Here is a 21876-nt window from a genome sequence, read left to right on the forward strand (position 1 = left end):
TATTGGCCGGCAGGGTCTCAAAATGACAGGAGCCCGCCGTGCTGAGCACGACCGACGATCTTCGTATCCGCGAACTGAAAGAGCTGAGTACGCCCGAAGAGGTGATGCGGGAAGTCCCGCGCACGCTCACCGCGACGCGCGTGGTGATGGCCGCACGCAACGCCATTCATGCGATTCTCAATGGCCAGGACGACCGGCTTCTGGTCGTGGTCGGCCCCTGCTCGGTGCATGATCCCAGGGCCGCGCTCGAATACGCCGAGCGCCTCGCGAGCTTGCGCGAAGAGCTTGCCGACCAACTCGAGATCGTGATGCGGGTCTATTTCGAGAAGCCGCGCACCACGGTCGGCTGGAAGGGCCTGATCAACGATCCTGATCTGGACGGCAGCTTCGACATCAACAAGGGCCTGCGGCTGGCGCGCAACGTGCTCTCGGCGGTAAATAATGTCGGCCTGCCCGCCGGCACCGAATTCCTCGACATGACGACGCCGCAATACATTGCGGACCTCGTGTCCTGGGCCGCAATCGGCGCGCGCACGACCGAAAGCCAGATCCATCGCGAGTTGGCCTCGGGGCTGTCCTGCCCGGTCGGGTTCAAGAACGGCACCGACGGCAATGTGCAAATTGCGGCGGACGCTGTGAAGTCGGCCTCGAATCCGCATCATTTCATGGCGGTGACCAAGCTCGGCCGCTCGGCGATCGCCTCAACCGCGGGCAACGAGGATTGTCACATCATCCTGCGCGGCGGCAGCACGCCGAACTACGATGCGGCAAGCGTCGCGGCGGCCTGCAACGATCTGGCGAAAGCAAGCGTCGCACCGCTCGTGATGGTCGATGTGAGCCACGCTAATTCGAGCAAGAAGCCGGAAAACCAGCCGCTCGTGACGGCCGACATCGCCGGGCAAATTTCTGGCGGCGAGAACCGCATCATGGGGGTGATGGTCGAGAGCAATCTCGTCGCCGGACGCCAGGACGTGGTGCCGGGCAAGCCGCTCACCTATGGCCAGAGCATCACGGACGGCTGCATCGACTGGGCGACCACGGCAACCGTGCTCAAGCAGCTCGCTGACGCGGTCGAGATCCGGCGCAACATCAAGCGCGCAGGGCTGCACGAGCGCTCCGCCTGACCAAACGATTGCGGGCGGGGTGAGGCTGTCGCACCCTGCCCGCTTTCCCGGCGCCTAGCAGCCGCGGCAGATGCTCTTGATCTTCTTGTCGAGCGCCTGATTTTCCTTGCTGAGGGGATCGTTCGGGTCGCTCAGGTTCTTCTCACTTGGCACGTCGCCAGCGCGCGGCTGCCGATGACCGACGGGCGCAGGCGGCAAAGAACCCGCCGATTGTCCCGAGGTCGTCGATCCCTTGCTTCCCGTTTGCGCGAAGCCGGCGCTGCCGAACACCGTCAGAAGCGACAGTGCTAGGATGATGCTTCTCATTTTGCTTCTCCATTCCTCGGGCCAGCATCTCCATCACGACCAATCAGGTCTCGGGCGGATAGAGGTGAACGTCGCCGCAATAATCCACGATACGATAGCGCGTTTCCGATGCCGCATCACCCGCATCAGGTGCGGTATTTTGCATCGGCAACACGTAATTCGGCCCCACCGGCGACTTGCCGGCACCGCCGGGGATGTCGATGACATAGTCGGGCTGACACAGTCCTGACACCCGTCCGCGCAGCTGCCGCATCAAATGCTGCCCCTCGGCGAGTGTCGTTCGCAGATGCGCCGTGCCGGGCGCGAGATCACCGTGATGCAGATAATAGGGCTTGATCCGGCATTCGACGAAAGCTCGCATCAAATCCGAAAGAGCGATTGCGTTGTCATTGACGCCGCGCAAAAGCACGGACTGGCTTACCATGGGAATTCCGGCATCGACCAGCCGCGCGCAGGCGGCACGCGCGGGCCCCGTCAGTTCGCGCGCATGGTTGGCATGCAGCGCCACCCAGGTGGTGGCGCCTTCGGCCTTGAGCGCCGCCACCATCTCGTCGCTGATGCGCGCGGGATCGGCCGCCGGCACGCGGGTGTGAAGGCGGATGATCTTGACGTGATCGATTCCGGCCAGATCGGCCATGATCTCGCCCATCCGCCGAGGCGACAACATCAGGGGATCCCCCCGGTCAGGATCACCTCCCAGATCTCGCTGTGCGCGCGGATGTAGTCGATCGCCGCGCGATAGGCGGCGTCCGAGAGCGCGTTCTCCTTGCCGGGTCCGACCATCTCGCGGCGGAAGCAGAAGCGGCAATAGACCGCGCAGACGTGAACGAGCTTGAACAGCACGCGGTCGGGATAACGATGCACGATCCCGGGAACCGGCGAGTGCGAATGATCGCCGATCGGATCTGCATTCTCGCCCGGCTGCATCTCCAGCTCTGCGGCAGTCGGAACGAATTGGCGCGCAATGGGATCGTCGGGATCGGACCTGTCGATCAGATCGACCAGCGCCGGCGTGATCGCAACCGCATAGCGTGCGGCAATGCGATCGAGCACCGGCAGCGCTGTGGCTGACACCAGCTGCTCGGCCACAAGTTCGGCCGGCTCGCGCAATGTGCGCGCAAGATTGCTCTTCATCATGTCTCGCTCAACGTTTCATTTGCAGGCGGCGTCCACACCACCTGATCAATTCGCGATGCGCCGCTCGCCAGCATTACCAGGCGGTCAGATCCGAGCGCGACGCCGCTCGCCTCCGGCATCGCCGCGACCGCGGCCAGAAAGTCCTCGTCCAGCGGATAGGCTTCGCAGTAGCGGCGTTGCTTCTCTGCCATGGATTGCGTGAAGCGCTTGCGCTGCTCCTCGGCGTCGGTCAGTTCGCCAAAACCGTTGGCGAGCTCGACACCGCAGGCATAGACCTCGAACCGCTCGGCGACTCGGGGATCGCCCGCCTTCACGCGCGCCAGTGCCGCCTCTGGAGATGGGTATTCGAACAGAATGGTCAAACGGCCCTGCCCCAGATGCGGCTCGACATGCTCGACCAGAACCTTGCTGAAGATGTCGGACCAGGTGTCATCCTCGGCCACGCGGACCTTGCCGGCAACTGACCGCGCGAGCGCGGCGCGGTCGCCCTCGCCGCCGGAAATGGTCGCAAGCAGGTCGATTCCCGCAAACTGCTCGAAGGCGCTGGCAACCGTCACAAGCTCCGGCTCGGCGAAAGGATCTGCGGTCCGGCCGCGGAAGGTGAAGGCGCCGATACCGGTCGCCTGGGCCGCGCGGGCGATGAGGACGACGCAGTCGGCCATGATGGCGTCATAGGGCGCGCCTGCCCGGTACCATTCCAGCATGGTGAATTCGGGCAAATGCAGGTCGCCGCGCTCACGGTCCCGGAACACCCGGGCGAACTCGAAAATCCGGGTCTCCCCGGCCGCCAGCAGCTTCTTGCAGGCGAATTCCGGCGAGGTCCGCAAATATCGGCTCACACGGCTGCCGTCGGGCCGCATGATCTCGGTCCGGGGGGCGTGCAGGTGGGTCTCGTTGCCCGGGGAGACCTGGAGAACGGAGGTTTCGACCTCGACGAAGCCCTGCTCGACGAAAAATCCCCGTAGAGCCCCAGTGATGGCTCCCCTGGCCTGCAAGAAGGGCCGGCGGTCGAGATGCCGCGAGGGGGACCAGAACGGCGACATCGGCTTGTCCCCAGCCATTAACCGGCTGTCCCGCAAGCCAGCAAAATGCTGGCATCCAACGGCAAAACCAGTATGTTGCGGCCCGAAACGGGTGCCGCGGTCTGATTTGGGGCCCCAGGTCCCCCATCAATTTGACCACGTCCTGGCCCGAGCCGGGCCAAGCAAGCAGGAAATACAGCTTTGAGAGTCATCGCCAGTTCTATTCGCAAGGGCAACGTGATCGAGCAAGACGGCAAGCTATATGTCGTCGTGACCGCCGAGAACATCCATCCCGGCAAGGGCACCCCGGTCAGCCAGATCGAAATGCGCCGAATCTCGGACGGGGTAAAGATCTCCGAGCGCTACAAGACCACCGATCAGGTCGAGAAGGCCACAATCGAAGAGCGCAACTACACCTTCCTGTATGAAGATGGTGACGGCTATCACTTCATGAACCCGGAGACCTATGACCAGGTCCAGGTGTCCAAGGATGTGATCGGCGATGCGGCGGCCTATCTTCAGGAGAGCATGACGGTCAAGCTATCGCTGCACGGTTCCAACCCGGTATCGATCGCCCTGCCGCAGCGCGTGACGCTGGAAGTGATCGAGACCGAGCCCGTGACCAAGGGGCAGACCGCCTCCTCGTCCTACAAGCCCGCCGTGCTCTCGAATGGCGTTCGCACCACGGTGCCGCCGCACATCGCCGTCGGCACCCGAATCGTCGTGATGACCGAAGACGGCTCCTACTCCGAGCGTGCCAAGGACTGACGGGACCAAAGCGAGCGCAACAGGTGCCGCCGGGGGCGAGACAGTGGTTGGGAAAAGTTTCCGCTTCGTCTCGCAACTTCTGGCGTCGCTTTCGCTCCTCATTGCCTCTCCACTTGCTGCGGATGAGTTCCGCAGCCCCTCACTCACGGCGCTGCGCGTCGATTGGCGCGCGGCGCTCGACCAGCTCCGCACCGAAATCAACGTCCATCCCCGGGCCGCGGAAGACTTCATCTTCGCACCCCGTCGTTCGGTGCCGCGCTACGATCCGCGCGCGATGCCGGCGCTGGTGCAGCTCAACGCGATCTCCTCGCAATTCTTCACCGGCATCGCCCGCAGCTCCGTGCCCGTGCTGCTGCCGTTCGACGCTGCCGCGTATCTCGAAGCTCGGCGCAATGGCGCGCCGGCGACCGTCGCGCTGTCGCGCTACCAGGCTGACTTCAATTCCGTCGACCTGTTCGATGCAGGTCCCGCCGGCTACAGCGCGACCTTTTCGTTCGAGCCTGGTACCGGAGACGGCATGCCGAGCCGGGTCTTCGCAAGGCCGGTCGAGGTGCAGATCACGGGCTCGGCGCTGGTCTATGACATTGCCGATCCCTCGGGCGGCAAGGGCGAGCCGGTCAAACCGCTCGCGGCGCTCTACCCGGACCTGCGCAAGTTCATCCGGGAAGGCTATATGCGCTACGCTTTCACCCGTTTCGGCGTCGCCTATGTGGTGTCGATCCAATGCCTCGACAGCGTTGCCAAGCCGCGGCGGCTTGCCTGCAAGGAGGCCTATCCGATCGCCGAGCGCTTCCTGAAGGCGCTGCGCGTGGCGGGCGGCCAGCGCATGCGGCCGCTCACGGACATCGCTTCCAACATTCTCGATCGTCCCACGGTACGCTCCCCGGACTTCACCTACAGGCCGAGCGGCGACATCATCCCGAACACCGGCTATCGCAAGCAGGGCGGCCATCCCGACGTGATGGCCTACGCACAGATCCGGTTTCCTCTCGAGAAGGCGCCCGCGTTCGTGCACTCGCAATCCTATGCCAAGCGCGACAAGATCGAGAGCACGACCGCCTATCCCTGGCGCGACAATTTCTGCGAATCCCGGAGTTTCGAGGTCTGGCAATGCGGCGGCGGCTATGGCCATCAGGGCGAGGACATCCGCGCGGCCGAGTGCCCACCGCCTGGTGAAGGCCGCCAAGCCTGTGATCCCAAGCAGCGCGCCGTCGTCGCCGTGCGGGATGCGAGGGTTATACGCGCTTCCAAGGACCAGGCTGTGACGCTGCAAATCAACAGCCGGAGCGAGCACATTCGCTTCCGCTACATGCATATGAACCCGCAGGCGCTGAACGCCGATGGCCTGCTCAATGGCCGCATCGTATCGGAGGGCGAGAAGATCGGCGTGGTCTCGAACTATCTCGACCATCCCGCCGGCACCTCGATGCACCTGCATTTCGACGTGCAAGTGTTCACCCGCGACGGCTGGATCTGGGTCAGTCCTTACGTCACGCTGGTCTCCGCCTATGAGCGCCTGATCCACGCCCGCGGCCGCGAGGTCGGCCCGGAGATCGCCGGCACGCCACAGCCTGTGGCGCATGCGCTGCCGGAGGACGTGCTCAAGCCGGACCTGCGCGAGGGATCGGGCGGCGACGAGAACTAACGGCTTGCTCCTTCCATTGCCAGGCAGTGCAAAAGCGTGTTGTCGCACACACCGCCCGATGGAAGGCCGAAGGAACTGGGTTGATGAGTGTCGGACTGATTGGTCTTCTCGACGATATCGCAGCGATCGCAAAGGTGGCGGCAGCCTCGCTCGACGATGTCGCGGGCCAAACGGCCAAGGCGGGAGCAAAGGCGGCTGGCGTGGTCATCGATGACGCAGCCGTCACGCCGAACTACGTGATCGGCTTTGCCTCGAAACGCGAACTGCCGATCGTAGGCAAGATTGCGGTTGGGTCGCTGCGCAATAAATTGCTGATCCTGCTGCCCATTGCCCTGTTGCTTGGTTATTTCCTTCCCGCCGCGGTCACGCCGCTGCTCATGCTGGGCGGCGCCTTTCTGTGCTATGAGGGCACCGAGAAGGTGCTCGAAGCCGCGATGCCGCATGATGCGCGCCACCACGAAGCCCAGCCCCAGCCAATTGCATTGAACGCGCGGTCGGTCGAGGACAAGAAAGTCGCAAGCGCCATCAAAACGGATTTCATCCTGTCGGCGGAGATCATGGCGATCACGCTGGCGGCCGTCCCGGCGGGCAGCATCTGGACCCAGGCGCTCGTGCTCGCACTCGTCGCCATTTTCATCACTGTTGGAGTCTACGGCGTGGTCGCCTTGATCGTGAAGGCGGACGATGTCGGCCTGGCCCTTGCGCGGTATGACGGCGCCTCGCTTGTTGGCGGCGCAATCCGATTGCTTGGACGTGCGCTGGTCCGCGGCATGCCTGTCTTCCTGGCGGTGCTGAGCACCATCGGCACCGCCGCGATGATCTGGGTCGGTGGCGGCATCATCCTGCACGGCATCGAACAATACGGCCCACCGGTAGTCGGCCATACGGTTCATGCCGCGACCGAGGCTGCCGCGCACCGCCTTCCCTCCATTGCCGGCACCGTCGGATGGGCGGTCGAGGCAGCCATTTCAGGCGTTATTGGGCTCCTTGTCGGCGCAGTTGCGATACCGGCCGTCACATACGGTCTTTCACCGCTATGGAAACGTCTGAAGCGATCGCAGCCGACCTGAACAAAAGCGGCTGCAGATTGCGGGTGCCGGCTACTCCAGCAACGTCGTGAGTTGCGCGCCCTCGTCCGCCACGAACACGGCAATCAATTCCGCCGGCTCCGTGGTGCTGGCATTGGCCGAGACCAGATGCGTCGAGCCGGGCGGCTCGAAGAAGGACTGGCCGACGCCGAACGTCTCGACCGGGCCGCCGCCGAGCTGGGAGCGGATCTTGCCCTTGGTTATGTAGGCGGTGACGGATCCTGCGTGACGATGCGGCCGCGAGAACCCGCCAGGGCCGTAGAACACGCGCACGATGGTGACGCGCTTGCCCGGCACGTTCGGCAGCGCGTAGGAGTCGATCGGCTCGACCTTGTCCAGCGGCGAGCTTTCGGCGGCGGTGGCGCAGAGCGGCGCGAGTGCGCCGGAAATGGTGTCCATCGTCACCGGCAACGCCTTGCCGATCGCAAGCGCGCACGCAAGCCCGCCGACGACGGCGATCGCCATCGAACGCGATGGCGCCAATGTGGTGGGCAAACTTACTACCGTCATCACGATCTCCCTTCGTTGCAATCAGGATGCCGCCGCATTCGCTGCGACCGGTCGCTTCGCCGGTGTCCAGCGAAACGCCGCACCGAAACGATTCCAGACGTTGATCGAGGCAACCGCGGAGGTCAGGTACGTCAGTTCGGTCTCGGAGAATTCACGGCTCGCCTCGGCATACACGCCCTCGCCGACTCCGTCGGGCAGGCAGGTCAGCGCCTCGGTCCAGGCCAGCGCGGCACGTTCGCGCGCGGAAAAGATCGGCGCCTCGCGCCAGACCACGACCAAATTGAGCTTGTCGACGGGCACGCCGATCCGCTCCGAAAGCAGGATGTGATGCTGCACGCAGAAGGCGCAGCCGTTGATCTGCGATGCCCGGAGCTTGACCAGTTCGAGAAGCTGCTTGTCGAGACCGGCCTTGGCCGCCACCTGGCCGAGCGCCAGCACCAGCTCATACGCATCCGGCGCGATCTTCTTGAAATCCTCGTATTCGCTGCGGGCGTGTGACATTGCCGTTCACCTCGTGGTATTGTAAGACCGCTTACATCTTATAAGAGCACTTACATGTTGCGCAAGTCGCCCAGTATCACGAGATCGAAATCCCGGCGCAAGACTGCCAAGCCTGACGCCGTGCGCGTGCCAGCCCCAGGGGAAGGCAAGCGCGGCGAGCAAGGCTATCTCGGCTATCTCTTGCGCCAGGCCCACGCCGCAGTCCGTCTGACGATGGAGCGCTCGCTCGCCGATCTCGGTGTCACCTCACCGCAATTCGCGGTGCTGACCATGCTCAACGCCTATCCGGGCCTCTCGGGCGCCGACGTTGCCCGCCTCACCTTTCTGACGCCCCAGACCGTCGGCGTCATCATCCGCAATCTCGAGCGTGACGGCGCGATTGTGATGACGCCGCATCCCGTCCACGGCCGCATCCAGCAATGGACGCTGACGCCGCGCGGCACGGCGCTTTTGAAAGCGTGCCGGGAAAGGGTGATTGCGTTGGAGAAGCGGCTGGCCGCCGGGCTCGATGTCAAGGCCGAGGCAAGCATTCGCCGCTGGCTCGCAGGCATCGCGGCCGATTTGCAGGAGGACTAGGCGAAGCGCGCTTGCCGCTGGCGGGACCTAGTCGCCGCCTCCGCCGTCGCCACCGTCCGAATCCGGGAAGTCACTGACGGCGCCGTGGCCTTGAATACCGCGCCCAAAGTTCTCCGCGAGGATCATCAGGACGACGACGAACAACCCGGCGCCGAACGGCCAGGGATTGGCGCGGATGATGTCGAACAGCTCCTGCATTCACGCATTGTGCGCAGACGGAAGCGAATCGACCGTAAAGTGACAGGCTCAAAATTGGGGATATCCGACCCGTTGCAGGCGCGCCCTACCCGCCCTTCAACACTTTCTTAACCTCGCCATCGGGCCAGGTCTCGCCCGCTGCGATCACCCGCACGCGGCTTTGATCGGCGTCGTTCACCAGCTCATGCGAACTCACCCGCTCGCCGCTTCGCTCCAGGTGCAGATCGGTTTCGGGCTTCCAGCTCAGTGTGGTGGCGAGATCGCCAGGGAAAATCTGCCATTGTGATCCGTCGTCGAGCTCGACGACGTGGCTCTCTGCATGCGCGCGTATCTTCATTCGACCCCGAATTCTCGACGGAAGGCGGGCCCCGACCATCGGCCGGGGCCCCGCTCCGTTAGTCGTTGTCGTGATGAATCACGGTCTTTTCGCGGTTACCGAATTCATCTTCCTTCTTGATGACGGTGGTGCGGTCGGCAGGCTCGCGCTCCTTGATCACGGTGGTGCGATCACGATCGCGGTCACGCTCTCGATATTCCGGGGACTGTCCGACGGTCACGCCGGCGCCGACCGGACCAACATGAACACCGACTTCGTCGGCGAATGCGGGGGCTGCGATAGCGGTGACCATGGCGGCCGCAAACAGATATTTCCTCATCTCGTCCTCCTCGATTGCATGCGGAGGGAATGCGTGAGTGCGACAATTTGTTCCGGAAGGAACAGGACGGACGTCCCGTTCCCGACCCTCCAGGAACCGACTCACAGGAGCCGCATTTCCCGCTACAATAAGTCGATGAAACACGCTGATTCCTCGATCCATCATACCCGCCGCGCCTTCACGATCGGCGCCGCCACCCTGCTCGCTTTCCCGACGCATGTCTTCGCCGCACCTCCAGGCTTCGACGAATGGCGTGAGGGTTTTCGCGCTCGTGCCATGGCCAAGGGCATCTCGGCTGCGACATGGCAGCGTGCGATGGCGCGGGTCGAGCCCGACATGAGCGTGTTCAAGCAGATGCGGAACCAGCCCGAATTTCATGAGCAGGTCTGGCAATACATCAACCGTCGCGTCTCCGACTGGCGCATCATCAACGGCAAGATCGCGCTGAAGAACAACGAGGCGCTGCTCGCGCGCATCGAGCGCGATTTCGGCGTCGAGCGCGGCACGCTGCTGGCGCTGTGGGGCGTCGAGTCCGCCTATGGCGATCCGCTGGTGCAGCAGAACCACATGACGCCGGTGTTTCCCTCGCTCGCCGCCCTCGCCTGGAACGAACCGCGACGCAAGGCCTATTGGGAAACCGAGCTGATCAACGCGCTACGCATCGTCGACAAGGGCTGGAGCACGCCGGAGCAGATGCAGGGATCCTGGGCCGGCGCGATGGGGCATTCGCAATGGATGCCGGAAGTCTGGCTCAATGTCGGCATCGACTATGATGGCGACGGCAAGGTGTCGCCGTTCGGCAAGCCCGACGACGCGCTGGGCTCGACGGCAAAATATCTCGTCAATCGCGGCAAGTGGCACCGCGGCGAGCATTGGGGCTACGAGGTGCGCACGCCCGGTGAGATGAGCGGCAGCCGGACCTATGCGGCTTGGCAGGCGGCCGGCGTCACCCGCGCCGACGGCCAGCCGTTTCCGCAAGCCTCCGCATCCGCGCAGATGTGGACGCCGGTTGCGGGCGGGCCGACGTTTCTGCTGGGACCGAATTTCAACGCGGTGAAGAGCTACAATCCCTCGATGAACTATGCCCTGGCGATCTGCCATCTCGGCGACCGCTGCCTCGGCGCCCCGCCTTTCATCCAGCCGTTCCCCGGCTCCGAGCGCGCGCTGACACTCGCCGAGGTGCAGGAGATGCAGACGCGCCTGACCAAGGCGGGCTTCGACACCGGCGGCACCGACGGCCGCGTCGGCAACGACACGATGAAGGCAATCAAGGATTTTCAGCAGAGGGCCGGTATCGTGCCTGCGGACGGCTATGGCGGGCTGAAGGTGCTGGCGAAGCTACGCCAGGGGTCTTAGGCCGGCTCAATGCCGGTATTGCGGCTCCTCCGCATCGAGCTGCCGCCGGATCGCCGCAAGATGCAGCCGTGCAGATTCGGAATCGCCCTCGCGCATCTGCCTGTAGGTCTCGGCTGCAATCGCGGGATCGACCGGCAGCACCTGTCGCCCGGTCGACATCGCCAGCACCTGCACCTCGGCGGCGCGTTCGAGATAGTAGAGATCGTCCCAGGCCTCCGCGATGGTCGGTGCCAGCACCATCACGCCGTGATGCTTCATGAAGATGATATCGGCATCCCCAACGGCGGATGCGATGCGCGCACCTTCGCGGTTGTCGAGCGCAAGGCCATTGTAGTCGCGGTCCACGGCCGTGCGACCATAGAACTTCAGCGCGGTCTGGCCGGCCCAGATCAGCGGATCGCCTTCGGTCATCGACAGCGCCGTGGCGTAGGGCATGTGGGTGTGGAAGGCGACCTTGGCGCGCGGCAGGCGCTTGTGCATCTCGGCATGGATGTAGAACGCGGTCGCCTCGGGTACGCCCTCGCCGTCGAGCACGCTGCCGTGGAAATCGCAGATCAGCAGCTTTGACGCGGTCAGCTCGCGGAAGGCGTAGCCGTAAGGGTTGACCAGGAAGAGATCGTCATGGCCCGGCACCACGGCCGAGAAGTGGTTGCAGATGCCCTCCTCAAAGCCGTTGCGCGCAGCCATCCGAAAGCAGGCGGCAAGATCCTCGCGCGCGCTGCGGATCGCGTCGGTGACGAGGTCCGGACGGTTCGAGCGGAACGTTGCTGGCGTGGAGGACGAAGAGTGAAGGCTGTGCGCCATGGCGGAAGGACACCTCTGTCGTTCGGAAGACGCCCGCGTTGTACAGGTCCGACGCCTGCGCGTCAGCCCCCGCGGGCGCCACCCTGCCCTTCGCAGCCCGCGCGACGGCCTATTGCCGCCGCGGCACGCCACCGGCATTCATGCCGCCGTCGATGACGAGCTCGCTGCCGGTGACGTAGCACGAGGCATCGGAGGCCAGATACAGCACGCCGGAGGCAATCTCAGAAGCATGGCCGGCGCGGCCGAGCGGCGTGACGAGGCGCGCACGCTCCTCGGGATCGATCGGTGCATTGCCCTGGTTGCCGGTCGCGCCGGTCGGGATCTTGCCCCAGATCGGGGTGTCGATGATGCCGGGATGGACGGAGTTGACGCGGATGCCGTCGCCGGCGGCCGCGCACTCCATCGCGATCGACTTCGCGAACAGCCGCACGCCGCCCTTGGTCGCCGAATAGGCCGACAGCCCAGGCGCGCCGCGCAGGCCCGCGAGCGAGGACATCATGACGATCGAGCCGCCGCCGGTCTTGCGCATCAAGGGCAGGCAATGCTTGACCGAGAGGAAGACGCCGTCGAGGTTGATCGCGTTCTGCTTGCGCCAGTCGCTAAGCGTCATGTCGACGATCGAGGGCACGGCGATGCCGATGCCGGCGTTGGAGACGAGAATATCAAGCCGGCCAAAGCGCTTCGCGATCTCGGCTGTGATCTCGATCCAGCGCTCTTCACTGGTGACGTCCTGCTCCAGGAAAATCGCCTTGCCGTCGGCCTTGGTGATGCGATTGGCGAGCTCGGGGCCGCGCAGCTCGTCGATGTCGGTGGCAATGACGGTGGCGCCCTCGCGCGCGAATAGCTCGACGACGGCTTCGCCGATGCCGGAGGCGCCGCCCGTCACCAGCGCCACTTTACCCTCAACCTGCCCTGCCATGTTCACTCCCAGTTTTGCTGTTAGCTTTTTTGTTGTTTGCCGGGCCTATCTAATCATGGATGGTCCCTGATCGGGTAGCGCGACGTCGATGACGCGGAATTGCACACGCTCGGCGCCCTGATAGCGATCGACCGACAATGATCCCGCGACATGCAATTGCTGGCCGCGATTGGCGACGAGCGCGTTGCCGAGCTTCTGTCCGATCGAACGGAACGCGATGCCGTTGACGATGGCGCCGTCGCCCGACTTGAAGCGTAGCCTCAAATGTGCCTGTCCCACCTCGTCGGCATAGACGAGCTGGTGCGCCGGCAGCGCCAACACGGCTTCCGGATTGCCGCTGCCGAAGGGACCCGCGCGGTTGAGCGTCGCTGCAAGCTCGGTCGTCACCGCGCGCGCGGAGACCGCGCCGTCGATGTAGAGCTCGTTGACGTGGCGCGCCTCGGCAACGTCGCGCCCCAACGCATTCTCGAGGTAGGCGCGAAACTCGGCGAGTTTTTCCTTCCGTAGCGTGACCCCCGCAGCCATCGCGTGGCCGCCCCCTTCAGCAGAATGCCATCGGCGACCGCCTGCCGCACGGCCTTGCCGATATCGACGCCGGCAATCGAACGGCCGGAGCCGGTGCCGATGCCGCCGGGCTCCAGCGCGATCGCAAAGGCGGGCCGCGAGAACTTCTCCTTCAACCGGGACGCAACGAGACCGACCACGCCGGGATGCCAGCCTTCGGAGGCCGTGACGATCACGCCGATCTTGTCCTCGAGCCCGATCGAGGCGAGCGCCTCGGCTTCGGCCTGCGCTTCGGCCGCCTGCTCGATGACCCGGCGCTCGCTGTTGAGGCGGTCGAGTTCGGCGGCGATCCGCGCGGCCTCGACGCTGTCACCCTCCAAAAGCAGGCGCACGCCGAGATCGGCGCGGCCGATGCGACCGCCGGCATTGATGCGCGGCCCCAGCATGAAGCCGAGATGCCAGGCCTCCGGCGGGCCGTTGAGCCGCGCCACGTCCATCAGCGCTGTGTGGCCGACATGGTCGCGCCGCCGCATCGCGATCAGGCCCTTGGCGACGAACGCGCGGTTGAGACCGATCAGCGGCGCGACATCAGCAACCGTGCCGAGCGCGACGTGATGCAGCATGCCGAGCAGATCCGGCTCGGGCATCTCCGCATTCCAGAAGCCGCGCTGGCGTAATTCACGATTGACCGCGACCAGCGTCACCAGCACGAGGCCGACGGCGGCGAGATGGCCGAGGCCGGAGAGATCGTCGAGCCGGTTCGGATTGACCAGCGCGTCGACCTCCGGCAGCTCCGTGCCGGCCTGATGATGGTCGATCACGACGACGGACATGCCGATACGTTTTGCTTCGGCGAGCGGCTCGATGCTGGTGGTGCCGCAATCGACGGTGACGAGCAGCGTGGCGCCCTTTTCGGCCAGCGCGCGCACGGCTTCCGTGTTGGGCCCGTAGCCCTCGAAGATGCGGTCGGGAATGTGGATCAGCGGATCGAGCCCGCAATGCCGCAGATGCCAGGTCAGCAGCGCCGCCGAGGTCGCGCCGTCGACATCGTAGTCGCCGAAGATCGCGACCTTCTCGCCGTTCGCTGCGGCATCCGCGATCCGCTTCGCGGCGGCCTCCATCTCCGTCACCGTGAACGGGTCCGGCAGAAGCTTGCGGATGGTGGGATCGAGGAAATCTGCGACGGCGTCGCTGTCGACGCCGCGGCCTGCCAGCACCCGCGCCAGGAGCTCGGGCAGTTGGTGGCGCTGCACGATGGCAAGCGCTTTCGCCGCCCCGCGGGCATCCAGCCGGTCGCGCCAAAGCTTGTCGGTGAGCGAGCGCGCCACTCCCAGGAACGCCTGGGGCGCTTCGACGGGCAAGGCGGTAGCGGGCGGCGTCATGAACAGCTGTCGGTTTGAGGAACCTGGGAGCCGGAGGGATTGCATCGTCCGGCCGACGGACGATTGGCCCGCAATCCCTCGGGATTTGCAACGTCTGCGCGGCACAAAGCGGTGGATTGCCGCTTTGCTACCCGGACTGACTATCATTTGAGCATTCCGCAAAACAGCAAATTAAGCAGGCGTTAGGCGGAATCTTCGAAAAAGAATCTTATTCGATCTGTCAGTGATTGTTCCGGGTTCGTTGCAGATCAGACCTCATTGCCAAGGGAAGCCCCCGATGTCTGCTGCGCTGGGTCTCAAAGCCAAGCCGATCGCAAATGAACCCGCTCATGATGATTCCGATATCTCCGCGCTGATCAACCGCCTCACGGCGGAGGTCAACCAGATCGCGGTCGACAAGACCAAGGCGATCCAGCAGATCACCAACCAGATGAAGATGCTGGCGCTGAACGCGTTGATCGAAAGCTCGCGCGCCGGCGCGCAGGGCGCGGGCTTCGCCGTGGTGGCGCAGGAGGTCCGCGGCGTCGGCCAGCAGGTCGAGACTATCGCCCGCGAACTCGAAAGCCAGCTGACCAAGCGCACCGGCGACCTCGTCGCCTCGATCGACCGCATGAGCCAGCGCTCGCGCGGCGAGCGCATGGTCGACCTCTCGCTCAACGCCATCGAGCTGATCGACCGCAACCTCTATGAACGGACCTGCGACGTGCGCTGGTGGGCGACCGATTCCGCGCTGGTCGGTTGCGCGGCCTCGCCCGACGCCGCGGCCGTGTCCCATGCCTCGCAGCGTCTCGGTGTGATCCTAGGAGCCTACACCGTCTATCTCGACCTCTGGCTCTGCGATCTCGACGGCAACGTCATCGCCAACGGCCGCGCCGACCGCTTTCGCGCTGTCGGCCAGAACGTCGCCCACACCAAATGGTTTCGCGAGGCCAAGACCCTGCGCTCCGGCGACGACTATGTCGCCGGCGACGTCGAGAACCAGCCGCTGCTCGGCAATGCCCAGGTCGCGACCTATTGCGCCAGCGTCCGCGCCGGCGGCCAGGCCAACGGCGCGCCGATCGGGGTGCTCGCCATCCATTTCGACTGGGAGGCGCAGGCCCGCGCCATCGTGCAAGGCGTGCGCGTTGGCGACAGCGACAAGGCGCGCGTGCTGCTGGTCGACTCCAATCTTCGCGTGATCGCCGCTTCCGACGGACAAGGCATTCTCAGCGAACGCATCTCGCTGTCGCTCAACGGCCAGCGTTCCGGCTTCTACCAGGACGGCTCGGGCACGCTGGTCGCGTTCCATGCGACGCCCGGCTACGAGACCTATCGCGGCCTGGGCTGGTACGGCGTGATCGTCTGCGGGGCCTGAAGCTGCAGGCGGCTCGCCTACCCGTTTGACGCGGGCAAAACACTGGCATGCATGCGATCATGGCGTCGTTCGCGGTCCAGCCTCAGAGCGCTAGGCTCTGGTGATATCGTCTTCGACGGCCCGCAGCGACGTAATTCCGAGCGTTTGCGACGGACGCTCTCCGAACATTGCCAGGTAGTATTGCGAGAACCGGCCGAGTTCGTAAAAGCCCTGCTGCATGGCGACCGCTGTCACGGTGGTCGAGCCGGGTGCGCTCTGGTGCAGGATCGAATGAACAGCGCAAAGACGCTTGTGCCTGAGGAAGCTGACCGGGCCGAGACCGAATACCTCCTGAAACGCGCGGTGGAGGGTGCGCCGCGATACGCCGAGCGCCGCGCAGATTTCCGACACGTGCACCGGACGGGTGCCGGCGTCGTCGAGAAACTCCTCGACCTTGCGGATCAGCCGTCGCGCGGAAGGGAGCCAGCCATTGCCGTCGGGTGGCAGCGACGACGCGACGTTGGTAGCCATGCATTCGGCGATCGATCGTTTCCAGAAATCGGCTGTTGATGGCGTCAGTCCGTATTTGTTGTCGCGCAGGTGCGACATGATCCGGACCAGGCGGCGCGAGGCGATTGCGCCGCTCTCGATGTCCGCGCGGAAATGACCGCGGCTGCGCCAGGTGTCAGGATCACTCAGCCGTGCTTTTCCGGCGAACAGCGTCGCGACCTCGTTGAGGTCGAACCGCATGGCGGCGTAAGCGGAGCCGCCGTGAAAAACCCCGTCATGTTCGAGCAGCGGCGGAATGACGAGCACATCGTTGAGCTGCATGTCGAACGACCAGTGGGCGACGCGCTCTTCAGCTGCGAGCAGCATGCCGATGATCAGTCTGTCGTCGCTGGAAACCCGCTGCGTGCGCATGCCGACGTTGAATGCACCGATGCTGAGCGAGAAGTCGCCGATGCCGACATGGGACAACGTTCCGCGCAACCGACCGCGGCCGAGTTGCATCACATCGACATGCGAGCCATGGACGGCCTGCTGAAGTCCTTCGAAACCGTCCAGCTTGCGCGAATCAACCAGGAGGACTTGCCCCATGGCTGTACCCTGTTACTGAAGCGCGACAATTCTGCGGCAGGCGAGGCCTCACCAACTCCCCCGCAGACTGGCACAAACTGCACATCCCAGCCGTCCAGTCTTCGGGTACCGTTCGCAACCTTAGCGATATTGAGCGGACGCGCTTTGGGGATGGCAGAGCGCACGCGGCATGGATTTGCCGCGTGGTCGAAAACGTGCGTGCAAAAGAAAGAGATGTTGACGCAGCGTCCTCCTCTCCCCGAGTGCCAAAAAATGGGGCTAGACAATGCGTCTAATGGGCCGGGCAGAGAGCTATCGTCGAAGTCTGCCAGAGTTGGCGCAGTAGCATCAGGTGGAATGCGCGTATCGGAGCTTCCACCATGTTGCGAGCGGATCTGGATCACTGCGAGTGGGTGCCGGATGATTTGAAGACCGGCGAGATGGTCTTCATTCCCGGCGGAACCTTTCGCATGGGATCCGACCATCATTATCCCGAGGAAGCGCCGAGCCATCGCGTCGCTGTCGACGGCTTCTGCATTGACCGCACGCCCGTGACCAACCGGCAGTTCAAGCAGTTCGTCACCGCAACCGGCCATGTCACCGAGGCGCAGATCGTTCCCGATCCGAAGGACTATCCGGGCGCGCTGGCAGAGATGCTCTACGCGGGATCGCGGGTGTTCTCACCGCTGCCGCGCATCACCGATCTCACCGACTGGAGCCAGTGGTGGACTTTCCTGCGCGGCGCCAACTGGCGCCATCCGCATGGTCCCGGCAGCAACATCAAGGACCTCGACGACCATCCTGTCGTTCACGTCTCCTTTAGCGATGCGGCAGCCTATGCCCACTGGGCCGGCAAGGACTTGCCGACGGAGGCGGAATGGGAATTTGCGGCGCACGGCGGCTTCGAGGCGGAGGAATACGCCTGGGGCGATGCGCTGATGCCAGGCGGCAAGCACATGGCCAATATCTGGCAGGGCAACTTCCCCGTCCAGAATCTCGGCGAGGATGGGTACGAGCGTACCTCGCCGGTCATGGCCTTCCCGCGGAACGGTTACGGTCTCTACGACATGATCGGCAATGTCTGGGAGTGGACCTCCGACTGGTGGGCGCTCAAAACACGTCGCCGACGCTGCCAAACCTTGCTGCATCCCCAAAAATCCCCGCGGCGGCGGTGAGCACACAAGCTACGACCCTCGCCTCCCCGACATCCAGATTCCGCGCAAGGTCCTCAAGGGCGGCTCGCACCTCTGCGCGCCAAACTATTGCCGCCGATATCGTCCGGCCGCGCGGCACGCCGAGCCGATCGCCAGCCATGTCGGGTTCCGCTGCGTGGTGCGAATGCCGTCTATAACCGAACGCCGAAACGAAGGACGTGCTGCAATCTAGCGAGCGCCGCTGGTGAGAGGCTGGCGCCAGCGGTGCGCTCCGCGCGTCGGACTGTTTCGATATGCAACTTTCGGCGATCGATAAACATCTTCAGCATTTTTGGACAAGGCAGGCCGGTTACAGGCAAGAGCCTGCCCCATTTCCCCGGTAAGAGTCCTCATCGCATCGCGACGCGCGCTCCGTCGACCCTGAAACGCTCGCGCCCGCAACGTGCCGAGGAGATAGGCCATGAAGATCGTCGTGATCGGCGGGACCGGATTGATTGGATCCAAGCTGGTGGCGAAGCTCAAGCAGCAAGGCCACGACGCGGTCGCGGCTTCGCCGAAGTCGGGCGTGAACGCGGTGACCGGGGAAGGTCTCGCAGCAGTGCTGGCGGGGACCGATGTCGTCGTCGACGTTGCCAACGCGCCGTCCTGGGAGCCTGCCGCCGTGCTCGAATTCTTCCACCGTTCGAGCAAGATCTCGTCGCGGCCGAGGCCGCAGCGGCGGTGAAGCATCATGTGGCGCTCTCGATCGTCGGAACCGAGCGCTCGCCCGATAACTCCTATTTTCGCGCCAAGCTGGCGCAGGAGACTATCATCAAGTCTTCGCCGGTCCCCTACTCGATCGTCCGCGCCACCCAGTTCTTCGAATTCCTCAGCGCCATTGCCGAGATGGGTGCGGCCGAGGGTGGGATCGTTGTTCCCTCGGCATTGTTTCAGCCCATCGCGGCCGAGGACGTGGCCGATCGCCTCGCAGAAGTCGCGATTAGCCCGCCGCTTAACGGCACGATCGATATCGCAGGACCTGAGAAGGCGCCCTTTAATGAATTCATCGCACGCCGCCTGAAGGCGTCCGGCGACCCCCGACCGGTGGTGGGAGACCCAAAGGCGCCGTACTACGGCGCTCCCATCGACGACACATCGCTGAACCCTCTTGGCGAGGCGCGGCTTGGCAGGACGCCGCTCGCAACATGGCTCGCGAGACTTTGAGGAGACCCCCATGCGCAGATTGCTGATCGCAACCGCTGTTTATGCCGCATCATTCCTGACAGCCCATGCCGCCGAGACGGCGACGCCCACGGCCAAGGTGACGGTCGTGTTCGACCAGGCGCTGCCCAATGTCCCGGGCAAGAGCATGAAGGGCGTGCTGGTCGAGTATGGTCCCGGAGGCTCCTCGCCGGCCCACATCCACGCGCCCTCGGCTTTCATCTACGCCACCGTCCTGGAAGGAGCGATCCGCAGTCAGGTCAATGACGGCCCGGTCAAGGTCTTTCACAAGGGCGAGAACTTCTCCGAAAAGCCCGGCGACCGCCATGCCGTCAGCGCCAATGCCAGCGAGACCGAACCCGCAAAATTGCTGGCCGTCTTCGTGGTGGATACGGCCGACAAGGAGCTGACTATGCCGATCCCGAAATAGCGCACAATCGGCGAGCGGCATTGCCACCTCGAGGCGTTGATTTCATCCGGGGCTGCCTACGAATGCCACCGGCGTGCCTTTCGAGACACGCCCGGCGACGCGCTCGGCATCCCAATTGGTCAGACGCACGCAGCCGTGAGATTCCGCCTTGGAAATCTTCTCCGGCGAGGGCGTGCCGTGAATGCCGTAGCCCTCGGCAGACAGGTTGATCCAGACCGTGCCGACCGGATTGTTCGGGCCGGGCTTGATGGTGAAGGGCTTGCGGGAATGGACGCCCTTGAAGCGATAAGCGGGATTGTAGCGATAGTACGGATTTCGGCTGACTTCCGTGACCTTGAGCGTGCCTGAGGGCGACGGCTTCTCCTCGCTGCCGACCGTCGCGGGATAAAATCCGATCAGCGCATTCGTTTTGTCGAACAGTTTTACGGTCTGCCTGACCTTGTCGACCTCGATCCTCTCGGCCTTGGTGGGGATGCCCTCGCCTGCGCCTGATGTGTCCACCACGACGATGGTGTCGCCGGCGCGATCGAAATGGCGCCCGGAGTTGAGCGCGGCCAGGAGCTGCTCGCTCATGTGAAATTTCTCGGCCAGGGCCTCGCGCGCACTGGTGAAGCCGAGCTTTGTAAGCTCCTTCATGTCCTCCATCTTCGACGGCAGCTTTTTCAGGAAAGGACCCGCCACGTCCTGCTCGGTGATGGCATAGGTCATCGTCACCGGCCGGTCGTCCGCCCGTAACGCGGTCCAGACATCGTCCGTCACGGCGTCCGAAACCGGCAGCTGCCGTGCTTCGGCATAGGCCCGCAACGCCTTTTTGGCGTTCTCGCCGAATCTGCCGTCGATCGCGCCGGGCGAGAAGTGCGCGCGGTCCAGCAGGACCTGCAACCGGACCCCCGCCGCGGTCGGCTTATCGTTCGACAGGGTTTTCTTCGACGGCTCGGCGACGTTGATGGCAGCGGCGTCGATCTCCGCGGCGAACGCCGGCGGCGCAGCCAGAGCGAAGACCAGAAAGATGCAAATCTGCCCCGCTTTTCCGAGCGACATCGCCGGGTCCTTTCACGTTTCCGACGGTTCAGTGATCAACTCCCGAGCCGCGGCGCTAGCGAGCTTGCGGTATTGGTGTTCGTACTGCCTCGCCATTCGGCTCGCAGAGAAGCGCTCCTCGAAGCGGGCGCGCACCTTCCTTCGATCCAGTTTTCCCAGTTCGCCGATCGCCTTGACGGCCTGCTCCTCGTTCTCGACGATGAAGCCGGTCAATCCATGCTCGACGACTTCGGGGACGGAGCCGGAGCGATAGGCGATCACGGGCGTTCCGCATGCCATCGCTTCGATCATGACCAGCCCAAACGGCTCCGGCCAATCGATCGGAAACAGCAGAGCAGCGGCTTCGGCAAGGAAGGGCTGTTTCTTTGCGTCATCGACTTCACCAACAAGCCGGATATCCTTGCCGTCGACGTTCGGCTCGATGTGGTTCCTGAAGTAGGCCGTCTCGGCGCGCGGGACCTTCGCGGCGATATGGAGGGGCATCTGGACTGCGCGCGCGATACGGATCGCGTCCTGCGGACCCTTGTCTGCGGTGAGCCGCCCGAGAAACGCCAAATAGGACCCCTGTTCGTAGGACGGCCGAAACAGATCGGGCGGCAGCCCGTGCTGGATGGTTCCGATCCATTTCGCATCCGGAAGCGGCAGCCGCTGATGATCGGAAATCGACACGAAACATGCTTCAGGGAAGTGCCTGACGACGTCGGGTAGTCCGGGCAAGTCGAGGCGGCCGTGCATGGTCGTGAGGAACGGCACGCCGAGACGACTGAGCAACGGCAGGGACAGCCAGTCGACATGCGCGTGGATTACGTCGAATTCTTTCGCACGCCTTGCGATTGCCTCCATCAGCATCGCGCTTGCGGCGGTCGGGTCCGCCCCCTTTTGTCCGAGCCGCAGCGCGCGGGGCCAGACAGGATGAAGCGCACCATTCGTCCTGGAATCGCCGCTCGCAAACAGCGTGACTTCGTGGCCGAGCTCGACCAGCCCATCCACCAGCCAGGCCACCACCCGCTCGGTGCCCCCGTAGAGCTTCGGAGGGACGCTTTCGGCCAGGGGAGCAAGCTGGGCGATGCGCATGGCAGGCTACCCGTCAAGCCGCCGCACGCACGATCAGCACGATCGCGGCGGACAGAAGGTTCGAAATCGCG

The 21876-nt window shown here is 64.4% G+C and carries 20 protein-coding genes and 4 pseudogenes; 10 read left to right on the forward strand and 14 right to left on the reverse strand.

Going from position 1 to position 21876, the window contains the following annotated elements; translation table 11 throughout:
• The first annotated feature begins 38 nt into the window (after positions 1–38).
• On the forward strand, positions 39–1124 hold the full coding sequence (locus AB3L03_RS00660) for a 3-deoxy-7-phosphoheptulonate synthase (RefSeq protein ID WP_204511121.1): 1086 nt from the start codon (positions 39–41) through the stop codon (positions 1122–1124).
• Positions 1125–1178: 54 nt separating this feature from the next.
• Here AB3L03_RS00660 and AB3L03_RS00665 read toward each other — a convergent pair whose 3' ends face one another.
• The 3 genes and pseudogenes from AB3L03_RS00665 to epmA form a co-directional block, all read right to left on the reverse strand.
• The gene (locus tag AB3L03_RS00665; RefSeq protein ID WP_018454394.1) at positions 1179–1430 is read right to left on the reverse strand and encodes a hypothetical protein; all 252 of its coding nucleotides are present in this window, start codon (positions 1428–1430) and stop codon (positions 1179–1181) included.
• Positions 1431–1473: 43 nt separating this feature from the next.
• Positions 1474–2567, reverse strand: a pseudogene (locus AB3L03_RS00670) (lysine-2,3-aminomutase-like protein).
• Positions 2564–3628 carry an EF-P lysine aminoacylase EpmA gene (gene epmA / locus AB3L03_RS00675; RefSeq protein WP_368508066.1) on the reverse strand — a complete coding sequence of 355 codons (1065 nt, stop codon included), beginning with the start codon at positions 3626–3628 and terminating at the stop codon, positions 2564–2566. Before epmA ends, AB3L03_RS00670 begins: the two are co-directional and overlap by 4 nt.
• Before the next feature lie 162 nt (positions 3629–3790).
• Between epmA and efp the strand changes: the two genes are divergently transcribed.
• The 3 genes from efp to AB3L03_RS00690 all read left to right on the forward strand — a co-directional run bounded on the left by efp (position 3791) and on the right by AB3L03_RS00690 (position 7072).
• Positions 3791–4357 (forward strand): elongation factor P, encoded by a 567-nt coding sequence (gene efp / locus AB3L03_RS00680; protein WP_026232726.1) that lies wholly within the window; start codon positions 3791–3793, stop codon positions 4355–4357.
• Between the two features lie 43 nt (positions 4358–4400).
• Entirely contained in the window at positions 4401–6002 is a 1602-nt protein-coding gene (locus AB3L03_RS00685) for a peptidoglycan DD-metalloendopeptidase family protein (protein WP_018454398.1), read from the forward strand.
• 83 nt (positions 6003–6085) lie between these two features.
• Positions 6086–7072 carry a DUF808 domain-containing protein gene (locus AB3L03_RS00690; RefSeq protein WP_018454399.1) on the forward strand — a complete coding sequence of 329 codons (987 nt, stop codon included), beginning with the start codon at positions 6086–6088 and terminating at the stop codon, positions 7070–7072.
• A gap of 30 nt (positions 7073–7102) precedes the next feature.
• Here AB3L03_RS00690 and AB3L03_RS00695 read toward each other — a convergent pair whose 3' ends face one another.
• Together AB3L03_RS00695 and AB3L03_RS00700 are read right to left on the reverse strand one after the other, a co-directional pair.
• Complete coding sequence (locus tag AB3L03_RS00695; RefSeq protein WP_204511119.1) at positions 7103–7600, reverse strand: cupin domain-containing protein; 498 nt, start codon at positions 7598–7600, stop codon at positions 7103–7105.
• A 21-nt stretch (positions 7601–7621) separates the two neighbouring features.
• On the reverse strand, positions 7622–8101 hold the full coding sequence (locus AB3L03_RS00700) for a carboxymuconolactone decarboxylase family protein (protein ID WP_018454401.1): 480 nt from the start codon (positions 8099–8101) through the stop codon (positions 7622–7624).
• Positions 8102–8155: 54 nt separating this feature from the next.
• On the opposite strand from AB3L03_RS00700, the gene AB3L03_RS00705 reads away from it, so the two are divergent.
• Positions 8156–8677 (forward strand): MarR family winged helix-turn-helix transcriptional regulator, encoded by a 522-nt coding sequence (locus AB3L03_RS00705; RefSeq protein ID WP_018454402.1) that lies wholly within the window; start codon positions 8156–8158, stop codon positions 8675–8677.
• Positions 8678–8704: 27 nt separating this feature from the next.
• On the opposite strand, the gene AB3L03_RS00710 is transcribed toward AB3L03_RS00705, so the two are convergent.
• From AB3L03_RS00710 to AB3L03_RS00720, 3 genes are all read right to left on the reverse strand, one after another.
• Complete coding sequence (locus AB3L03_RS00710; protein ID WP_018454403.1) at positions 8705–8875, reverse strand: hypothetical protein; 171 nt, start codon at positions 8873–8875, stop codon at positions 8705–8707.
• Between the two features lie 85 nt (positions 8876–8960).
• Complete coding sequence (locus AB3L03_RS00715) at positions 8961–9212, reverse strand: hypothetical protein (protein ID WP_018454404.1); 252 nt, start codon at positions 9210–9212, stop codon at positions 8961–8963.
• A gap of 58 nt (positions 9213–9270) precedes the next feature.
• Complete coding sequence (locus AB3L03_RS00720) at positions 9271–9531, reverse strand: hypothetical protein (protein WP_007591459.1); 261 nt, start codon at positions 9529–9531, stop codon at positions 9271–9273.
• 135 nt (positions 9532–9666) lie between these two features.
• Here AB3L03_RS00720 and AB3L03_RS00725 point away from each other — a divergent pair, with 135 nt between their 5' ends.
• Positions 9667–10887, forward strand: a complete 1221-nt coding sequence (locus AB3L03_RS00725; protein ID WP_018454406.1) for a lytic murein transglycosylase — start codon at positions 9667–9669, stop codon at positions 10885–10887.
• A gap of 6 nt (positions 10888–10893) precedes the next feature.
• Here AB3L03_RS00725 and AB3L03_RS00730 read toward each other — a convergent pair whose 3' ends face one another.
• The 3 genes and pseudogenes from AB3L03_RS00730 to recJ form a co-directional block, all read right to left on the reverse strand.
• Complete coding sequence (locus tag AB3L03_RS00730; protein ID WP_085385270.1) at positions 10894–11691, reverse strand: aldolase; 798 nt, start codon at positions 11689–11691, stop codon at positions 10894–10896.
• 109 nt (positions 11692–11800) lie between these two features.
• Positions 11801–12610, reverse strand: coding sequence for an SDR family NAD(P)-dependent oxidoreductase (locus AB3L03_RS00735; RefSeq protein WP_026232728.1), 810 nt, complete (start codon positions 12608–12610; stop codon positions 11801–11803).
• A gap of 45 nt (positions 12611–12655) precedes the next feature.
• Positions 12656–14496 (reverse strand): annotated as a pseudogene (gene recJ, locus AB3L03_RS00740) (single-stranded-DNA-specific exonuclease RecJ).
• A gap of 277 nt (positions 14497–14773) precedes the next feature.
• Here recJ and AB3L03_RS00745 point away from each other — a divergent pair.
• Complete coding sequence (locus tag AB3L03_RS00745; protein WP_204511116.1) at positions 14774–15850, forward strand: methyl-accepting chemotaxis protein; 1077 nt, start codon at positions 14774–14776, stop codon at positions 15848–15850.
• Positions 15851–15940: 90 nt separating this feature from the next.
• Here the strand turns inward: AB3L03_RS00745 and AB3L03_RS00750 are convergent, their stop codons facing one another.
• A complete protein-coding gene (locus AB3L03_RS00750) occupies positions 15941–16927 on the reverse strand; it encodes a helix-turn-helix domain-containing protein (RefSeq protein WP_204511114.1) in 987 nt (328 codons plus the stop codon).
• A gap of 359 nt (positions 16928–17286) precedes the next feature.
• Here AB3L03_RS00750 and AB3L03_RS00755 point away from each other — a divergent pair.
• The 3 genes and pseudogenes from AB3L03_RS00755 (at position 17287) to AB3L03_RS00765 (ending at position 19690) form a co-directional block, all read left to right on the forward strand.
• A pseudogene (locus AB3L03_RS00755) lies at positions 17287–18292 on the forward strand (formylglycine-generating enzyme family protein).
• Positions 18293–18520: 228 nt separating this feature from the next.
• Positions 18521–19263: pseudogene (locus AB3L03_RS00760) on the forward strand (SDR family oxidoreductase).
• Positions 19264–19273: 10 nt separating this feature from the next.
• Positions 19274–19690 (forward strand): cupin domain-containing protein, encoded by a 417-nt coding sequence (locus AB3L03_RS00765; RefSeq protein ID WP_085353474.1) that lies wholly within the window; start codon positions 19274–19276, stop codon positions 19688–19690.
• A gap of 42 nt (positions 19691–19732) precedes the next feature.
• On the opposite strand, the gene AB3L03_RS00770 is transcribed toward AB3L03_RS00765, so the two are convergent.
• Together AB3L03_RS00770 and AB3L03_RS00775 are read right to left on the reverse strand one after the other, a co-directional pair.
• Positions 19733–20731, reverse strand: coding sequence for a L,D-transpeptidase family protein (locus tag AB3L03_RS00770; protein ID WP_204511112.1), 999 nt, complete (start codon positions 20729–20731; stop codon positions 19733–19735).
• Between the two features lie 12 nt (positions 20732–20743).
• A complete protein-coding gene (locus tag AB3L03_RS00775; protein ID WP_085353476.1) occupies positions 20744–21805 on the reverse strand; it encodes a glycosyltransferase family 4 protein in 1062 nt (353 codons plus the stop codon).
• Positions 21806–21876: the final 71 nt, after the last annotated feature.

This window comes from Bradyrhizobium lupini, from assembly GCF_040939785.1.
Taxonomy (GTDB): domain Bacteria; phylum Pseudomonadota; class Alphaproteobacteria; order Rhizobiales; family Xanthobacteraceae; genus Bradyrhizobium; species Bradyrhizobium canariense_D.

Bases quoted from the DNA above. Each gene is read 5' to 3' on its own strand.
- AB3L03_RS00775 (WP_085353476.1), bottom strand. From the start codon at position 21,805: ATGCGCATCGCCCAGCTTGCTCCCCTGGCCGAAAGCGTCCCTCCGAAG.
- AB3L03_RS00665 (WP_018454394.1), bottom strand. From the start codon at position 1,430: ATGAGAAGCATCATCCTAGCACTGTCGCTTCTGACGGTGTTCGGCAGC.
- AB3L03_RS00725 (WP_018454406.1), top strand. From the start codon at position 9,667: ATGAAACACGCTGATTCCTCGATCCATCATACCCGCCGCGCCTTCACG.
- AB3L03_RS00750 (WP_204511114.1), bottom strand. From the start codon at position 16,927: ATGGGGCAAGTCCTCCTGGTTGATTCGCGCAAGCTGGACGGTTTCGAA.
- AB3L03_RS00700 (WP_018454401.1), bottom strand. From the start codon at position 8,101: ATGTCACACGCCCGCAGCGAATACGAGGATTTCAAGAAGATCGCGCCG.
- AB3L03_RS00690 (WP_018454399.1), top strand. From the start codon at position 6,086: ATGAGTGTCGGACTGATTGGTCTTCTCGACGATATCGCAGCGATCGCA.
- AB3L03_RS00730 (WP_085385270.1), bottom strand. From the start codon at position 11,691: ATGGCGCACAGCCTTCACTCTTCGTCCTCCACGCCAGCAACGTTCCGC.
- AB3L03_RS00715 (WP_018454404.1), bottom strand. From the start codon at position 9,212: ATGAAGATACGCGCGCATGCAGAGAGCCACGTCGTCGAGCTCGACGAC.
- AB3L03_RS00770 (WP_204511112.1), bottom strand. From the start codon at position 20,731: ATGTCGCTCGGAAAAGCGGGGCAGATTTGCATCTTTCTGGTCTTCGCT.
- AB3L03_RS00745 (WP_204511116.1), top strand. From the start codon at position 14,774: ATGTCTGCTGCGCTGGGTCTCAAAGCCAAGCCGATCGCAAATGAACCC.
- AB3L03_RS00735 (WP_026232728.1), bottom strand. From the start codon at position 12,610: ATGGCAGGGCAGGTTGAGGGTAAAGTGGCGCTGGTGACGGGCGGCGCC.
- epmA (WP_368508066.1), bottom strand. From the start codon at position 3,628: ATGGCTGGGGACAAGCCGATGTCGCCGTTCTGGTCCCCCTCGCGGCAT.
- AB3L03_RS00705 (WP_018454402.1), top strand. From the start codon at position 8,156: ATGTTGCGCAAGTCGCCCAGTATCACGAGATCGAAATCCCGGCGCAAG.
- AB3L03_RS00695 (WP_204511119.1), bottom strand. From the start codon at position 7,600: ATGACGGTAGTAAGTTTGCCCACCACATTGGCGCCATCGCGTTCGATG.
- AB3L03_RS00710 (WP_018454403.1), bottom strand. From the start codon at position 8,875: ATGCAGGAGCTGTTCGACATCATCCGCGCCAATCCCTGGCCGTTCGGC.
- AB3L03_RS00720 (WP_007591459.1), bottom strand. From the start codon at position 9,531: ATGAGGAAATATCTGTTTGCGGCCGCCATGGTCACCGCTATCGCAGCC.
- AB3L03_RS00765 (WP_085353474.1), top strand. From the start codon at position 19,274: ATGCGCAGATTGCTGATCGCAACCGCTGTTTATGCCGCATCATTCCTG.